Source organism: Rhodobacteraceae bacterium M385 (genome assembly GCA_025141835.1).
GTDB lineage: Bacteria > Pseudomonadota > Alphaproteobacteria > Rhodobacterales > Rhodobacteraceae > Gymnodinialimonas.
Window position 1 is genome coordinate 617,732 of sequence record CP081102.1, and the last position, 13,949, is coordinate 631,680.

The 13,949-nt window shown below is 60.0% G+C and carries 14 protein-coding genes; 4 read left to right on the top strand and 10 right to left on the bottom strand.

The features are described 5' to 3' along the window. Positions 1-6: 6 nt before the first annotated feature. From K3728_03155 to K3728_03165, 3 genes are all read right to left on the bottom strand, one after another. The gene (locus K3728_03155) at positions 7-603 is read right to left on the bottom strand and encodes a gluconate 2-dehydrogenase subunit 3 family protein (protein ID UWQ96257.1); all 597 of its coding nucleotides are present in this window, start codon (positions 601-603) and stop codon (positions 7-9) included. An 85-nt stretch (positions 604-688) separates the two neighbouring features. Then, positions 689-2,185 carry an aldehyde dehydrogenase family protein gene (locus tag K3728_03160; protein ID UWQ96258.1) on the bottom strand — a complete coding sequence of 499 codons (1,497 nt, stop codon included), beginning with the start codon at positions 2,183-2,185 and terminating at the stop codon, positions 689-691. Between the two features lie 84 nt (positions 2,186-2,269). Continuing rightward, positions 2,270-3,223: an AraC family transcriptional regulator gene (locus tag K3728_03165; protein UWQ96259.1), complete on the bottom strand. Its 954-nt coding sequence runs from the start codon at positions 3,221-3,223 to the stop codon at positions 2,270-2,272. Positions 3,224-3,626: 403 nt separating this feature from the next. On the opposite strand from K3728_03165, the gene K3728_03170 reads away from it, so the two are divergent. Next, complete coding sequence (locus K3728_03170; GenBank protein ID UWQ96260.1) at positions 3,627-3,839, top strand: hypothetical protein; 213 nt, start codon at positions 3,627-3,629, stop codon at positions 3,837-3,839. A 172-nt stretch (positions 3,840-4,011) separates the two neighbouring features. Here the strand turns inward: K3728_03170 and K3728_03175 are convergent, their stop codons facing one another. The 7 genes from K3728_03175 to paaI all read right to left on the bottom strand — a co-directional run bounded on the left by K3728_03175 (position 4,012) and on the right by paaI (position 9,558). Further along, positions 4,012-5,073 (bottom strand): 2Fe-2S iron-sulfur cluster binding domain-containing protein, encoded by a 1,062-nt coding sequence (locus tag K3728_03175; GenBank protein UWQ96261.1) that lies wholly within the window; start codon positions 5,071-5,073, stop codon positions 4,012-4,014. A gap of 2 nt (positions 5,074-5,075) precedes the next feature. After that, positions 5,076-5,534 (bottom strand): phenylacetate-CoA oxygenase subunit PaaJ, encoded by a 459-nt coding sequence (paaJ, locus tag K3728_03180; GenBank protein UWQ96262.1) that lies wholly within the window; start codon positions 5,532-5,534, stop codon positions 5,076-5,078. After that, positions 5,531-6,283 carry a phenylacetate-CoA oxygenase subunit PaaC gene (gene paaC / locus K3728_03185; GenBank protein UWQ96263.1) on the bottom strand — a complete coding sequence of 251 codons (753 nt, stop codon included), beginning with the start codon at positions 6,281-6,283 and terminating at the stop codon, positions 5,531-5,533. Before paaC ends, paaJ begins: the two co-directional genes overlap by 4 nt. Then, positions 6,283-6,573 (bottom strand): 1,2-phenylacetyl-CoA epoxidase subunit B, encoded by a 291-nt coding sequence (gene paaB, locus K3728_03190; GenBank protein UWQ96264.1) that lies wholly within the window; start codon positions 6,571-6,573, stop codon positions 6,283-6,285. Before paaB ends, paaC begins: the two co-directional genes overlap by 1 nt. 118 nt (positions 6,574-6,691) lie before the next feature. Continuing rightward, complete coding sequence (gene paaA / locus K3728_03195) at positions 6,692-7,669, bottom strand: 1,2-phenylacetyl-CoA epoxidase subunit A (GenBank protein UWQ96265.1); 978 nt, start codon at positions 7,667-7,669, stop codon at positions 6,692-6,694. Between the two features lie 155 nt (positions 7,670-7,824). Continuing rightward, entirely contained in the window at positions 7,825-9,129 is a 1,305-nt protein-coding gene (paaF, locus tag K3728_03200) for a phenylacetate--CoA ligase (GenBank protein ID UWQ96266.1), read from the bottom strand. 3 nt (positions 9,130-9,132) lie between these two features. Next, a complete protein-coding gene (gene paaI, locus K3728_03205; GenBank protein UWQ96267.1) occupies positions 9,133-9,558 on the bottom strand; it encodes a hydroxyphenylacetyl-CoA thioesterase PaaI in 426 nt (141 codons plus the stop codon). A gap of 36 nt (positions 9,559-9,594) precedes the next feature. Here paaI and paaZ point away from each other — a divergent pair, with 36 nt between their 5' ends. The 3 genes from paaZ to K3728_03220 all read left to right on the top strand — a co-directional run bounded on the left by paaZ (position 9,595) and on the right by K3728_03220 (position 13,884). Continuing rightward, positions 9,595-11,727: a phenylacetic acid degradation bifunctional protein PaaZ gene (paaZ, locus tag K3728_03210; GenBank protein ID UWQ96268.1), complete on the top strand. Its 2,133-nt coding sequence runs from the start codon at positions 9,595-9,597 to the stop codon at positions 11,725-11,727. A 30-nt stretch (positions 11,728-11,757) separates the two neighbouring features. After that, entirely contained in the window at positions 11,758-12,531 is a 774-nt protein-coding gene (locus K3728_03215) for a hypothetical protein (protein UWQ96269.1), read from the top strand. 318 nt (positions 12,532-12,849) lie between these two features. After that, positions 12,850-13,884, top strand: coding sequence for a TRAP transporter substrate-binding protein (locus tag K3728_03220; protein ID UWQ96270.1), 1,035 nt, complete (start codon positions 12,850-12,852; stop codon positions 13,882-13,884). Positions 13,885-13,949 lie beyond the last annotated feature (65 nt).

Genomic DNA, 13,949 nt, shown 5'->3' on the forward strand with positions numbered 1-13,949 from the left:
TCCCAATTACGTCTGCGGCAAAGCCGCGTTTTCATAGACCTCAAGCCCCCAGGCCTCTGCGACGGGGCCTTGGAAACCAATGGGTTCCCACGTGGGAGGGATCGCCCAATAGGCGGTAACGGTCAGGAACTTGAGTGCAGAGAACAACGCCCGTGCAGGTACTTCGTCAGAGCTGGCCAAAGCATCGCAGTATTGCGTGGCTTCCTCGTTGGTCAGCTCGATGAAGGGTCTGCCGAAGGGGTCGCTGGCAGCCTCATTGAAATAGGCAACGCCGCCTTTGAGGTTGGCCAGAACCGGCGCGGGTAGGGTGGCAAGGAAAGCCCCATCGACGGTCTGCAACACCGGGAGCGTTTCTGGATCTACCAGAGTGCTGCCCTCGGTTGGAAGAAGGGCGCGCATCAGGCGGTGCCAAACGGCGTATTCTTCGGGCGTCATATGGCTGATGCCCTCGGGCACCTGTGCCCAAGCGGCACTGGGGGCAAGGCTTGCCAATCCGGTAGCCGCCAGTCCGGCGGCCACAGCCGAGACTCGCAGAAAGTCACGCCGGCCCAAACGGGCGACATGGTCAGTTGTGGGGTTAAATTCTAGGTGGTGCGGTGTCATTCATCTCTCCTCCCAGTGGTATGAATTCGCGAACTGCCTACTATTGATGTGTCACGGCGCAGCCCGTGGGCCGCGCCGTGATGCGTTAGAACGGAAGGTCGTAAGGGACGCGCTGCGAGGTGATCCATCGCTGTGTCGTGAAGGCCTCGATCGCGCCTTTTGGCCCCCATTTTCCGCCCCCGCCCGACGCCCCCATGCCAGAGAAAGGGCAGTGGGGTTCATCGTGGATGGTGCTGTCATTTACATGCACCATACCTGCATTCACTCGCTCGGCCAGCATTTCGCCGCGCATCAGATCGCCTGTGACGATGGACGCGGTCAGGCCGTATTCAGTGTCATTGGCCATCGCCAGAGCGTCTTCCTCGGTATCGAACGGCGTGATGCAGGCGACCGGACCGAAGATTTCCTCGCGCCAGATGTCCATGTCGGGCGAGACTCCATCCAGAATGGTAGCTTTGAACCACGGCCCCTCGGTCTCGCCTCCCAGTCGCAGTTTGGCTCCTGCGGCGGTAGCGCGATCCACAAGCCCTTGGATGCGGGTCAACTGGCGGGCGTTGATGACGGGCCCGATGACACAGGTCTGTTCTTGCGGGACCGTCGGCACGAAATGCGCGGTCTTGGCGGCTAACTTCTCGACAAATTCTGCGTGGAGGTTGCGCGCCACCAGAATGCGGCCCGCTGACATGCAGATTTGCCCCTGGTGCAGGTAGGTGCTGAAGAACGCCAGATTGACCGCGCGGTCCACATCGGCGTCGTCCAACACGATCATCGGGTTCTTGCCGCCCAGTTCCAACATGATCGGCTTGAACACCGCGGCGCAGGCTGTGTTGAGCGTTTTGCCCACAGCGGTAGAGCCGGTGAAGCTGATGGCGTTCACGCGCTTGTCGTTGACAAAGGCCTCGCCCACCATGGCGGCACCGTCGCGGGCGGTTGTGATGACGTTGATGACGCCGGGCGGAAAGCCCGCGTCCTGGAAAAGTTCGGCCAGCATAAGCCCGCCGGACACGGGGGAATCCTCGGACGGTTTCAGGACGACCGTGTTGCCCAAAGCAACGGCATAGATGAAGCCGCGCACCGACAGATAAAGCGGGAAGTTCCAAGGTGAGATAACACCCACGACCCCTTTGGGGCTGCGGATGGTACGGTTCACTTTGCCCGGAATGTTGGAGGGAAAAATCTCTCCGATTTCCTGAGTAGCCAGTGCACCTGCGCCGCGCAAAGCAACCGCCGTCAGGTTGGCACATTCAAACATGCTCTTGCCAAAGCCCGAGCCGGTTTCCGCCATGAGCACTTCTGCGAAGTTCTGAATCCGCTGTTCAAACAGGTCGGCTGCTTTGTGAAACAGCGCGATCCGGGCTGCGGGGGGCGTAGCGGCCCAAGCGGGCTGTGCGGCGGCGGCGGCAGCAATCGCTGCGTCGATATCCGCTTTCCCCGCATCGGCTGCAACCGAGAAGACCTCTCCGGTTGTGGGGTTGGTATTTTCAAACGATGCGCCGCCTTGGGCATCGCGCCATTCGCCAGAAATGAAAAGCTGTTGTGGGTTTGCCTGCGCGTCTGTGCCCGCGCCGATCCAATCAAGCATGTCGTCCTCCCAAACTATATGCTGGATCAGGCTGACATTACGGCGATGGGTTGAATAGGAACGGGAGTGTCAATTTCTAGCCGCTCATTCCCAATGCTGCATTATATGACCTGTTTCGCGACGGCGGCGGTACTCTGCCGGGGTCTCTCCGACGCTGGATCGGAACTGGCGGGTGAAGTGGCTGACGTCTGAAAACGCCAGCCGCGCGGCCATCCCTTCGATGGAGCCCTTAGAGGCGCGCAGTTGGCGCTTGGCCTCGGCTATGCGGAGTTGATTGGCGAATTTGCGAGGCGAGGTGCCAAAGTGTTTCTGGAACTGGCGATGCAGGGTCGAGATGCTCATGCAAGCGGTGCGGGCCAATTCGTCGGACGATAGTTGGCGATCAAGGTTGTTGCGGATCAGGCGGGCGGCGGCCATCACGCCATTATCCACGTCGGTCATCTTCTCAAACGTCAGAAGATCCGAGGAGCGTAGATGCAGAAGCGCCAAAACGGTTTCATCAATCCGCGCCTCGATGCGGGCATCGGCCAGCAGATCCCTTTCGCCCCGGAACATCGACATAAGCGACCCAAGGCGCAGGCTTTCGGCTTCTTCTCCGCGATATACGGCGAATTCGTTCCAGTTCAGGGCGACGGACAAATCCTGCCCCTTGGCCGAGAGGCTTTCGTTCAAGCGCCCGATCAGGTTGCCCATGCGCCCGGCTTCAATCTCGAAGCAGTCGCATTCAATCGGGGCATCGGGGCGGGCGGCGCCGAGGTCGATGTCAATTTCAACGCCAGGCGGGACATACATCGTGTCGCCGACATCAAAGCCAAAGGCCTCGCTCCCGCCAACGCGCATAACCTTATGGCCGGCGGTCAGGCGGCACATGATCGGGTTCGCAAAGCGAAACTGCACCCGAGCGGGGTGATTGGTGTGATAGCTGGCAGCTTCCGAATGGGCGCTGCAATGGGCCGTCCGGTATTCTACCAGTTTTTCGACCTCCCCAACCGGCGATGGTTCTTTCGCCACACGAGGCGGACTTAGAAGTCCAACCATGCCCATCCTCCCTAGATCAGCGGTTGCGTCGTTAACCTTTGGCATAATGGGCGAAGAATTTCAGACTGCAATGAAAATGACATTGAGGCTTTTGGCAGGGTGGGGCGAAGAGATGGGGATAGCGATGGACTGTTTTGGGCGGAGCGAAGAGCGGCTTGGTAGCGGGGGGAATTTCAGGGAATGGCCTTTTTGGCCATTTGAGGCGCCACGGAGGATGCGGGGTTTGTTGCCCTGTTGAAGGGCGGCGGATTGAGAAAGGTGCTCCGGGAAATGAAGCAATATATTTTCGTTACCCAGCACGGGGTTACATTTGTGCGGCGCGAATTCGTCGTCCAGCGGCTTGAATCCCGATCTTGATCAAAATAGCGTCACAAAATCATTTTAATAAATTTGGAGTAGTGCCGTGAAAAAGGCCCTTCTGACGACCGCACTCATCGCCTCTTTTGGGACCACAGCTGTTGCGCAAGGTATTGAGCCTGTCGCCACCGCCCCTGCAACCGATGTGACAGTCGGGACGCTGACAGGCGAGGCGGGCATTTTCCTCGCTGTGCTTGGTGCGGCTGTTGTGATCGCTGGCGTCGTTGCCGGGTCTGATTCGTCTGACGGCACCAACTAAGCCTATCAGATACGCCTAAATCGCCCCGCCGGAGTGATCCGCGCGGGGCTTTTTTGTGCGTGGGCTTCTGAGGACTTGTACGGTGTGACCGGAAGCGAGCATTCGCGAGGGGGGCCGGGTTCGGGACGCTCCGCGGGGAGTTGTATTTGCCAAGATGAAGGAGCGGGCGCGATTAGTGATCTTGGTATTCCACAGTTATCTTGTCGCCGATTGGCAGGGCTTGGCAGCTAAGCACCATACCACGGGCGACTTCGTAGTCTTCGAGGGCGTGGTTGGTGATCATCTGGGCGTCGCCATCGAGGACTTTGCACATACAGGTTGAGCAGACGCCCGCTTTGCAAGCGTAGGGCGCATCGAGGCCCGCGCGCAGGGCGGCTGTGAGGATGGTTTCGCCGGGGGCAACATCCACGTCTTGAGCCGTGCCATCGACGATGATCGTGGCGGTGGTGGTTGTGGCGCTATCGTCGTGTAGCGCGCTTTGAGGCAGTTGCCCCTGTTGCGCGGCGGCGAAGAGTTCGTATTTGATCGCCTCTGGTGCCATGCCGTGATGTGACAGGCGGTCGGCGATGGTTTCTGTGGCAGATTCCGGCCCGCAGATGAAGGCGGCGTCGGCGGTTTCCACGTCGATCCATTGGGCGAACATGGCGTCCAGTTTGGAGGCGTCGATACGGCCGGTGAACAGGTCGATGCCGGTGGGGTCATTCTTGAGGATGTGGACGATGTTGAGGCGGGTGAGGTTCTCATTCTTGAGGTCCTCTAGTTCCTCACGGAACATCACATCGCGGGCGGTCCGGTTGGCGTAGATCAGGGTAAAGCGGCTGTTGGGCTCGACCGCGAGGGTGCTACGAAGGATCGACAGGATAGGCGTGATGCCAGAGCCGATGGCGAAGCCGATGTAGTGGTGGCGAGCCTCGGGTTTCAGGGGGGTGTGGAAGGTGCCCATGGGGGAGAGCGCCTCAATCCGGTCACCGACTTTGAGGGTCTCGTTTGCCCAAGTGGAAAAGGCGCCGCCGCGCACTTTCTTGATACCAACCTCCAAGGTGCCATCGGTGACGCCGGCGCTGATGGAATAAGCGCGGCGCAATTCCACGCCGTCGATTTCCTGACGGAAGGTAAGGTATTGGCCTTGGGTGAAAGGCAGGGTGGAGCCGTCGGTAGGGGTTAGTCGCAGAGAGACCGCATCGGCGGTGGTGCGGTGAATGTGCGTGACGGTGAGGGGGATGAATTTGGCCATGGTTATATGCACTTAAAGTAGTCAAAGGGTTCGAGGCATTCCGTGCAGCGCCATTGGGCTTTGCAGGGGGTGGAGCCGAATTGGCTGATGCGCTCGACGGCTGAGGATTGGCAACGGGGGCAATGGGCAGGACCGCCGGCGGGATTTGGCGGGGCGATGCCGTATTCCTCTAGCTTGGCGCGGCCTTTTTCAGAGAGCCAATCGGTCGTCCAAGGCGGCGCGATTTGGCGCTTGAGGGAGAGGTTGTCGATGCCTTTGGCGTGAAGCGCCTCGGTCACCGACATCTCGATCACCGCAGTGGCGGGGCAGCCTGAATAGGTGGGGGTCAGGGTGACTTCCAAGGTGTCCTCGCGCCAGACAACGCCCCGGACGACGCCAAGATCGACCAGAGAGATCACGGGAATCTCCGGGTCTGGCACGTCGTCCAGCCAGTCCCACACTTGCTGGGTAGAGGGCTTCACCACGATGCGCCCGGATAGGCCCGTTGCAACCACTGCATCTGCGTCAGCAGGTGACCTAGATGTTCGGAATGCCGCGCGCCTGTGTGGCCGCCTTGGTGGGCGAAGCGGCTTTCGGGGATTGTCAGGGTGGCCTCGGTTAGAATGGCGCCGATGGTGGCGTCATAGGCGGGGCGCAGGGGCGAGGGGTCGGGCGCGACAGCTGGCATGGTGGTATCTTCGACGAACAATTCACCCACATAGGGGTAAAGCAGGTCGAGCGCGCCTTGCATTTTGTCGTGGCTCTCGGTCGTGCCATCGCCCAAGCGGATCACCAGATCGGCGGAACGTTCTGCGTGGTAGGTGACTTCCTTCTCGGCCTTGGCAGCAATGGCGGAGATTTGATCGTTGGCGCTGTTCTTCAGGGAGCCGAGGCGTGCCAAGTGCCAGTGATCGAACAGGAATTGCCGCATGATCGTTTGGCCGAAGTCGCCGTTGGGCTGCTGCACCAGAAGGCAGCAGCGGAAATCCCATGCGTCGCGCAGCATGGCGAGATCATCGGCGGAGCGGCCCTTGCCTTCCACCTCAGCTGCGAGGCCAAGCCAAAGTTGGGTTTGACCGATGAAGTCGAGAGCGGTGTTGGCAAGCGCGATATCTTCTTCGAGGATCGGGGCTTTACCGCACCATTCCGACAGGCGATGACCCAGGATAAGGGTGGTGTCGCCCATCCGCAAAAGAAACTCGAACAGGGCGGTGTTTTCTGCTGTCTCCATCACATGGGCCCTACTTCTTTGGGGATGTTGAAGAACGTGGGGTGGCGGTAGGCCTTGTCTTCCGCCGGATCATACATCGGGCCCTTCTTGGAAGGGCTGGAGGCCGCGATTTCACTGGCGGGCACCGCCCAGATGCTGACGCCTTCCTTGCGGCGGGTATAGACATCGCGGGCGTTCAGGATCGCCATTTCGGCGTCAGGCGCATGGAGAGAGCCCACATGGCGATGCGAGGCGCCGTGTTGGCCCCGAATGAAAATCTCCCACAGGGGCCATTCGCGTTTATCTTTCATAACAGTGCCTTACCTATCATCTTGGGGCAGAAGGCTTTTGCAAAAGCCTTGGCACGCCCTTGCAAGGGCGTGGGCAGAGCCTTGCAAGGCTCTGAGAAATCTCTTGCAAGAGATTTTGTCACTCAGCCGCGACTTTCGCGGAGCGTTTCTTGTCGGCGTGGGCGGTCATGGCTTCGCGGACCCAGGCGCCGTCGTCCCAGGCTTTCTGGCGGGTGGCGATGCGGTCCGTCGAGCAGGGGCCGTTGCCTTTAAGAACATCGAAGAATTCGTCCCAATCGGGTTCGGCGAAGTCGTAGCCGCCTTTCTCCTCGTTCCACGACAGCGTGTCATCGGGGATCGTCAGGCCAAGGTATTCCGCTTGGGGCGCGGTCTGATCCACGAACTTTTGGCGCAGCTCGTCGTTGGAGTTCATCTTGATCTTCCATGCCATCGACTGGCTGGAGTGGGTGCTTTCGGCGTCCGAGGGGCCGAACATCATCAGGGAAGGGAACCACAGGCGGTTCAGGGCATCTTGGGCCATGGCCTTTTGCGCGGCCGTGCCTGCGCACATCTTCATCATGATGTCGAAGCCCTGGCGCTGGTGGAAAGATTCCTCTTTGCAGACCCGGATCATCGCACGGGCGTAGGGCCCGAATGATGTGCGTTGAAGCGGAACCTGGTTCATGATCGCTGCGCCATCCACAAGCCAGCCGACCGCGCCCATGTCGGCCCATGTCAGTGTCGGATAGGCGAAGATGGAAGAGTATTTCATCCGTCCGTCCAGCAGCATTTCGGTCATCTCATCGCGGGAAATCCCCAGCGTTTCAGCCGCGCAATAGAGGTAGAGGCCGTGGCCCGCCTCATCTTGTACCTTTGCCAGCAGGATCGCCTTCCTTTCCAGCGTGGGGGCGCGGGTGATCCAGTTGCCCTCGGGCAATTGGCCGACGATTTCGGAGTGAGCATGCTGGCCGATCTGGCGGATCAGTGTTTTGCGGTAGCCTTCGGGCATCCAATCTTTCGGTTCAATCTTTTCGCCGGCATCGATGCGTGCCTGAAAAGCGGCAAGCTTTTCCGGATCGTCAGAGGTTGCCTCGGATTTGACCATTTGAGCGTACATGAGATCACTCCATAAGATGCCTGGGTGGATCCGAAAGGAGCCACTGGGTGTGTTAAGACGACTCTAGCAGATTTCCCGTGCCAAGTCCAACAAAACGTTACCACATGAAATTCAATTCGTGTAATTGGTAACGCTTCATTGGGGCCGGAGTCGATTTATGATCGGTTGTCGATCACCCGCTTCGCCTTGCCTTCACTGCGGGCGACGCCGCCTGGTTCTGCTACAACAACGACCGCGGTGATGCCGACAACCTCCTTGATACGGTGTTTTAAGGTCGCCCCGTGGGCGGCCTGTGCCTCGGCGCTGCTATGCTCGGGCAGGCATTCAACGTGGACACGCATGGCGTCCATTTGGCCTTCTTTCAGCAGCTCGATCTGATAGTGGGGCGCAAGGCCCTCGACCGTTAGAACCTGCTCTTCGATCTGGGTGGGGAACACGTTAACCCCGCGCAGAATCATCATGTCGTCCGAGCGGCCTGTCACCTTTTCCATGCGCCGCATAGACCGCGCAGTGCCGGGCAAAAGTCGGGTCAAATCTCGCGTGCGATAGCGGATGATCGGCATACCTTCCTTTGTGAGCGTGGTGAAAACCAGTTCCCCCATTTCGCCATCTTCGACCACTTCCCCGGTGACCGGGTCGATGATCTCGGGGTAGAAGTTGTCCTCCCAGATGTGCAGCCCGTCCTTGGTTTCTACGCATTCGCTGGCGACGCCGGGGCCCATGATCTCCGACAGACCGTAGATATCAACGGCGTGCATGTCGAAAGCGGCTTCCACCTCTGCGCGCATCTTGTTGGTCCAGGGCTCGGCCCCGAAGACGCCCACTTCCAATGAGCAATCGCGCGGGTCGATGCCTTGGCGGTGATACTGCTCCAGAATGTTAAGCATGTAGGACGGTGTCACCATGATCGTGGTCGGACGGAAATCCTCGATTAGTGTGACCTGCCGCGCGGTCATGCCGCCGGATACGGGCACGACCGTACAGCCGAGCTTTTCGGCCCCGTAATGGGCACCTAGGCCGCCGGTGAACAGGCCGTACCCATAGGCGTTGTGCAGCATGTCGCCGGGTTTGGTGCCCGCCGCCCGTAGGGATCGCGCGACCATATTGGCCCACATATCAAGGTCGCCATCGGTGTAGCCCACGACCGTAGGTTTGCCCGTGGTGCCGGAGGACGCATGAATTCGCGCGATCTTCTCACGGGGCACGGCGAACATGTTGAACGGGTAGTTGTCTCGCAGGTCCGACTTCACCGTGAATGGGAACTTCGCCAAATCCTTCAAGGATTTCAGGTCCGTGGGGTGCACGCCCGCCGCATCGAACTGTGCCTTGTAGAACGGCACATTGTCGTAGGCGTGCTGCAGGGACCACTTCAACCGGTCGAGTTGCAGGGCCGAAATCTCATCACGGGACGCAATTTCAATCGCATCAAGAGAATCGCGAGAGGGGGTGAGGTCACGCATGTCTTATTCCTCAAACAAAGCAGAGCCGAGCGCGCGGGACGCACCTCGGAACAGGGCGATCTTCTCGCCGGATTGGTTGGTGACTGTCACGTCAGTGATGCCCGAGCGGCCCTTCAGGGTCGTCTCGATGGCGGTGGCGGTCAGCGTATCGCCAAGGCGGACCGGGGCGAGAAAGCTGATCGTATTGTGTTGGGCCACCGTTGCGACGTTGCGAGAGTTGCAGGCAAAGGCGAAGGCGCTGTCGGCCAGCATAAAGGTCACGCCGCCGTGGCCGATGCCGTGCCCGTTGCAATGTTCTTCCCGAATCATAAGGGTCAGGGTCGCTTCGCCTTCATCGACATGGGCAATCTCCATGCCGACCCAGGCCGAGGCCTTGTCGCCCTCCCACATGGCGGCGGCGCTTCGGGTTGCACGCTCTTTCGGGGTCATAACGTGTTATACACCACAACGGCACGACATGCGTGCATGGTTTTTTCATCCGCTGTCGCGGTGCTGCCAAGGCCCATAGCGGAAGTCCTCCCAAACTTTACTTGCAGCATCCTGTCTGATCGCGCAAAGTGTTACAAGAATTTTCGGGGAGGAAATATTGTGCAACATGTTGAAAGTTTCGCAAAGGGCGTGTGGATCGGTCCAGATGCGGGCGCACGCGCAATCGCGGATGCCTCCACCGGGGAGGTGATCGCCAAGGCGGGCCGTGCGGATTTGGACGTGCAGGGCATGATCGCCTATGGCCGCGAAGTGGGCGGGCCAGGCCTGCGGGCGATGGATTTCCACGACCGGGCGCGGATGCTGAAGGCGCTGGCGCTTCATCTTAACAAGAACAAACAACGGCTCTACGACCTGTCGTTCACCACCGGTGCAACCCAAGCGGACCATGGATTTGACGTGGATGGCGGCATCGGCACGCTGTTTGTCTTCGCCTCCAAGGGGCGGCGGGAAATGCCGGAAGGTCATGTCCTGATTGACGGCGGGTTCGAGCAGTTGGGCAAGACCGGCGCTTTCGGCGGTCAGCACATCTACACGCCGAAACTGGGCGTCGCGTTGCACATCAACGCGTTCAACTTTCCCGTCTGGGGGATGTTGGAAAAGATTGCTCCGGCACTTCTGGCGGGCGTGCCTTCGATCGTGAAACCGGCCACGGCAACTTGCCACGTGACAGAGCTTTGTGTGAGAATCATGTTGGATGCGGGCGTCCTGCCCGATGGTGCGTTGCAGCTGATAAGCGGCGGTGTCGGTGATGCGTTGGACCATATGGATGCGCAAGATTCGGTGACTTTTACCGGCTCCGCCAAAACCGCGCGGATGTTGCGCGGGCATCAAGGCTTGCTGGACCGCGCCGTGCACTTCACGGCGGAACAAGACAGTCTAAACGCCACGATCCTTGGCCCAGATGCTGAGCCGGGTAGCCCTGAATTTGATCTCTTCGTGAAAGAGATCACCCGAGAGATGACCACGAAAGCGGGCCAGAAATGCACCGCCATTCGACGCATTTTGGCCCCCGAACGGCTTCTCCAGCCCCTGATCGAGGGGCTGTCGGCGCGGCTTTCCCGCGTTGTCGTGGGCGACCCGCGCCATGAGGGCGTTCGTATGGGGCCCGTCGTGTCGGCGGATCAACGTGAAGACGTGCTGGAAAAGGCCGCCATTATCGCCAGTGAAGCCGAATGCGTGTTCGAAGGCGAAGTTGCGGGCGACATCGAGAAGGGGGCCTTTGTGTCCCCCAAGCTGTTCCATTGCGCCGATCCTGATGCGGCCACGGCCGTCCACGAAACCGAAGCCTTTGGCCCGGTCTCGACCCTGATGGGGTACCGCGATCTGGATCATGCGGTGTCGCTGGTGAACCGGGGCGGCGGCAGCTTGGTGGCTTCCGTCATTACCCATGACCCTGCCGTGGCACGTGAAGTCGTGACGGGGATCGGCGCTTGGCATGGCCGTGTCTATATAAATGACCGTGACAGCATGGCCGAGGCCACAGGCCACGGCGCGCCGATGCCGCATCTGACCCACGGCGGGCCGGGGCGTGCCGGCGGCGGTGAGGAGCTGGGCGGTATCCGCGCGGTGAAACACTATATGCAGCGGGTGGCGGTCCAGGGCTCTCCCACAATGCTGACTTCGGTCACGGGGCGCTGGCTTCCCGGCGCTGAAAAGAAACCCGAGGCGCAGCACCCTTTCCAAGTGAAGTTCAACGAGTTGAGCCTAGGGCGCACTCTGCGTACCGAGCCGCGCGAGATTACCTTGGAAGACGTCTCGCATTTTGCGGAGTTCACCGGGGACACCTTCTATGCCCACATGGATGAGGCCGCAGCCGAGCGGAACCCGTTCTTTCCGGGCCGCGTCGCCCATGGCTACCTGATCCTCAGCTTTGCGGCGGGTCTGTTTGTGGAGCCCGCCGAGGGGCCAGTTCTGGCGAATACCGGGCTGGATAACTTGCGATTCCTGAAGCCTGTCGTGCCGGGGGACAGCATTGTTGTTGACCTTACGGTAATGGATAGGAAATCTCGGACGGAGGAGTATGGTGAGGTGCGCTGGCACGCAGCGGTCACCAATCAGGACGGCGATGCCGTTGCGGAATATGAGTTGTTAACGATGGTCGCGAAATGAAGACAGCAACCGAACAAAAGGGCCGCAGTGTTGCGTGATCCGGTTCGGGATCTGGCCGAGGCACTTGCCGCGGACGCGCCTCTTAAGCTGTGGTCGGTTCTGGTGACCTGCCTTGGGGATGTGGGGCGGTCCAGCGGCGCGGAAGTGTCGGGCATTGTGTTGTCGGCCTTGGTGGAACGGCTTGGACTGCAACCGCAAGCGATGCGGGTGGCGTTGCACCGCTTGAAACGGGACGGTTGGGTTGAAAGTCGCCGCGACGGGCGCGTGGGATATCACGGCCTGTCTGCGACCGGGTTGAAGCAAGTGGGCGAGGTTGAAGAACGGGTCTATGGGCCCGGCGCCGGATGCGAAGAATGGTATCTTGTGGGTTTGCCGCCCGATGCGCCCGATGGCTTTGCCTTGCTGCCCAATGGAGCCTCGGCCATCCCGATCTCGCGCAACTTCGGCTTTGTCGCGGGGACGCTAGAGGGCGTGCCGGACGATTGGATGGTGGCCAAGCCAAGCGACCGGGGCCTGCCGGATTGGGTGCACACTGAGGTCGCAGAGGCCGCGTGTGAAGACGCATTTGCAGGGCTGGCGAAATTGGTCGGCGTCATCGATACGCTGCCCGAGGCTCCGCTTGATCGGTTCGCGCTTCGGGTGTTGGTCTTGCACGGCTGGCGTCGGCTTGCCCTCCGCTCCAACCCGGCGGCAGAGGCTGTTTTGGGTGCGGAGAGGGCGGAAATTGCCTGTAGGAAGTGTGTTCACACACTGCTGGACCAGTTGGGCCCAGTGCAGGAAGAATGGTTGCAGGTGTTGGAATGAGGCGGTTGCAAACAGTCTTGGCCCCGACAGGCAGCGCAAGGATTCTATCGGAGGGCCTGCCGCTGTGCAGGGCTCTGTGGAAAGGGTGGCTCTCGGGGGGCACCAAAGCAGAGCAATGGCCCCTGTGGGGTGGGAGCGAATTTTTATTGCGGAAAGGCCGGTAGAATTGTGCGTTTCGCACAAAAATAGTGACATGGCATAACGATTATGCTTCATATCCATCAATCTTGTGGTTGAGTAAGGGAAACTCAACTGCGCATGTTCCGGGATAGGGCGGCGTGACCGCCTCCGGGAAAAACCACTGGGAGGAAGACCAACATGATGAACAAAACACTTATGACAGCGCTTGGCACTGTTGCCGTGGGCGCGATGGCCGCGTCGGGCGCATTTGCCCAGGAAGTGACCTTGCGGATGCACCAATTCCTGCCCGCGCAGGCGAACGTGCCGACGCTGGTTCTGGACGTTTGGGCGGACCAGATCGAAGAAGCCTCTGACGGTCGTATCTCGATCGAGCGTTATCCCTCCATGCAGTTGGGTGGTTCCCCGCCAGAGCTGATGGACCAAGCGATCGACGGTGTTGCCGACATCGTTTGGACCGTGGTTGGCTACACGCCGGGCCGTTTCCCTTCGACCGAAGTTTTCGAACTGCCGTTCATGGTTGCCGATGCCCGTGCCGCGTCCTGCGCCTACTGGACGATGTATGAGGAAAGCATGCAGGAGGAATTCTCCTCTGTGCACCTTCTGGGTACCTGGGTTCACGGCCCTGGTCTGTTCCACACGGCAGATCCTGTCGAGAGCCCTTCTGACCTTGAAGGCATGCAGATCCGTGGCGGTTCCCGTCTGGTGAACCAATTGCTTGAAGCCACTGGTGCTACGCCGGTCGGGATGCCTGTACCTGCTGTGACCGAGGGGCTTTCGCGCGGTGTTATCGACGGTACAACGATCCCTTGGGAAGTTACCGCGTCCTTGCGTGTTGCTGAACTGGTCGAGAACCATACGGAGTTCGAGGGCAACGCGCTGTACAACCTGACCTTCGTTCTGGCGATGAACAACGAAGCCTATGACTCCATGCCTGCCGATCTTCAGGCAATCGTGGACGAGCATTCTGGCCTTGAGTTCTCGATCTTTGCCGGTGGTACGCAGGCTGACGCCGATGGTCCGGCGCGCGATATCGCGGTTGATTTGGGCAACAACATTATCACCATCGATGAGGCAACAGCCCAAGCCGAGTGGATGCCTGTCGTAGAGCCGATCTACGCGGCGTGGGTTGCTGATCTTGCCGAAAACGGCATGGACGGTCAGGCGTTGATCGACCGTGCAAATGAGCTGATGACTGGCGAATGCGCTCAGTAAGCCCCTAGGCAGAACGGGCCACGGCAGATGATCTGCCGTGGCCCTTTTTCTACCCAAACTTTCGG